This is a genomic window from Sphingomonas sp. (assembly GCF_048594985.1).
Taxonomy (GTDB): domain Bacteria; phylum Pseudomonadota; class Alphaproteobacteria; order Sphingomonadales; family Sphingomonadaceae; genus Sphingomonas_I.
The window spans coordinates 1-1566 of sequence record NZ_JBMDXG010000082.1 but is presented as its reverse complement, the minus strand read 5'-3'; the positions used below and the strand labels follow the sequence as shown (position 1 = coordinate 1566).

Annotated in this window: 3 protein-coding genes; 1 reads left to right on the top strand and 2 read right to left on the bottom strand. The window is 65.1% G+C overall.

Translation table 11 applies throughout. The annotated features are described in order from the left end of the window. Window positions 1–235: 235 nt before the first annotated feature. The gene (locus tag ACOJSF_RS02930) at window positions 236–613 is read right to left on the bottom strand and encodes a helix-turn-helix domain-containing protein (protein ID WP_420140734.1); all 378 of its coding nucleotides are present in this window, start codon (window positions 611–613) and stop codon (window positions 236–238) included. Then, the gene (locus tag ACOJSF_RS02925) at window positions 610–906 is read right to left on the bottom strand and encodes a type II toxin-antitoxin system HigB family toxin (protein ID WP_420140733.1); all 297 of its coding nucleotides are present in this window, start codon (window positions 904–906) and stop codon (window positions 610–612) included. The genes ACOJSF_RS02930 and ACOJSF_RS02925 overlap by 4 nt, the downstream gene beginning before the upstream one ends. 148 nt (window positions 907–1054) lie before the next feature. Between ACOJSF_RS02925 and ACOJSF_RS02920 the strand changes: the two genes are divergently transcribed. Next, the coding region (locus tag ACOJSF_RS02920) for an OB-fold nucleic acid binding domain-containing protein (protein WP_420140732.1) at window positions 1055–1566 on the top strand (512 nt) is incomplete at its 3' end.

The window sequence follows — 1566 nt, the reverse complement described above, 5'->3', positions numbered from 1 at the left end:
AAAGCCCAAGCTCCGGCACCGGACGCGCTGATTGGAGAAAAGCGCATCCGACGGCTACGGGCTTGGGCGATCGATGTCGCAGTCTCCGGCGCGTGTGCACCTTTGCCGGGAAACGGCGCCGGCCGGAGTACATCCGTCCTGGCCGGCTGGCGGCTGCGCTTGGCGCGCGCCCACCGCGTTTCTCACTGCGATGAGCGATACATGGTGTCGCCGGCCGGCGTTGCAAGGGGTATCGTCACGCCGCCAGCGGATAGGGTCGGATGATGAGGTCAGCCGGGATCGACCACGCGGCCGTCAGCGCACGGATCATCTCGATCGTCAGCGGGCGTTTGCGACCGAGCACCTCCGACGCCCGCGACCGCGAGCCGAAGAGTTCGGCGAGGTCCGCCTGGGCGAGGCCGCGCTCGGCCATCACCGCGCGGATCACGTCGACCGGGTCGACCTCGGGAAGGGGATAGTGCCGATTCTCATAGGCGGCGACGAGTTCGGAAAGCACATCGAAACGGTCGGCTTCCGGACTGCCGGGCTCGGGCTCCTGTTCGAAATAGCGCGCCAACTCGGCAAGAGCCCAATCATAGTCGTCTTCGGTTCTGACGGGCCTAATATCCATCATACGGTCTCCGGGTCGATGGCATCGTAGTCGCTGTGCGTTCCGACAAATTTCACCAGCACGCGGCGGTAGCGATAAGCCACGTGAACGATGAGCCGGTACTTGTTGCCGCCGATGTCGAAGATCACCCGATTGTCGGCGATGAAATCGACAGTGCCGCCGAACATCGCCTTGATATCCGCGGGACCCGCCCAGTCGGCGCGCTGGACGCGGGCATGCCAGACGACAAGGGGTACCATCGCCTGAGGATGGCGCGTCCAGAAGTCCCGCAACGTTCTTCGAGCGATGATCTGCACCAGACGACCATGACATGTTCCCGGTATGGGAACAAGCCCATGGGGTGGCATCCGCCATCGCCTTGACAACGAAAGGGACGCATGCGCTTTTCGCGCGCGTGCGACGGGGTTACCCGCCGCGCTTCCACCGCGAAGACCGGATCAGACCATGCACCGCTATCGAACCCATACCTGCGGCCAGCTCCGCGATACCGACGCAGGCGCGACCGTCCGCCTGTCGGGCTGGGTGCATCGCGTGCGTGATCATGGCGGCGTGCTGTTCATCGATCTCCGCGATCATTACGGCCTGACCCAGGTCGTCGCCGATCCGGATTCGGCCGCCTTCCACACCGCCGAGCAGCTGCGCTCCGAATGGTGCGTGCGCATCGACGGCGTCGTGAAGAAGCGGACGGCCGAGACGGTGAACCCGAACCTTTCCACCGGCACGGTCGAGCTGTTCGCCACCGAGATCGAGGTCCTGTCGGCGGCGAAGGAGCTGCCGCTGCCGGTCTTCGGAGAGCCGGACTATCCCGAGGACACGCGCCTCAAATACCGCTTCCTCGACCTGCGCCGCGAGACGCTGCACGCCAATATCGTCAAGCGCGCCGCGGTCATCGCCTCGATGCGCCGCCGCATGACCGCGATCGGCTTCACCGAATATTCGACGCCTATCCTCACGGC

Coding starts and splice junctions, on each gene's coding strand:
- ACOJSF_RS02930 (WP_420140734.1), bottom strand. CDS start 613: ATGATGGATATTAGGCCCGTCAGAACCGAAGACGACTATGATTGGGCT.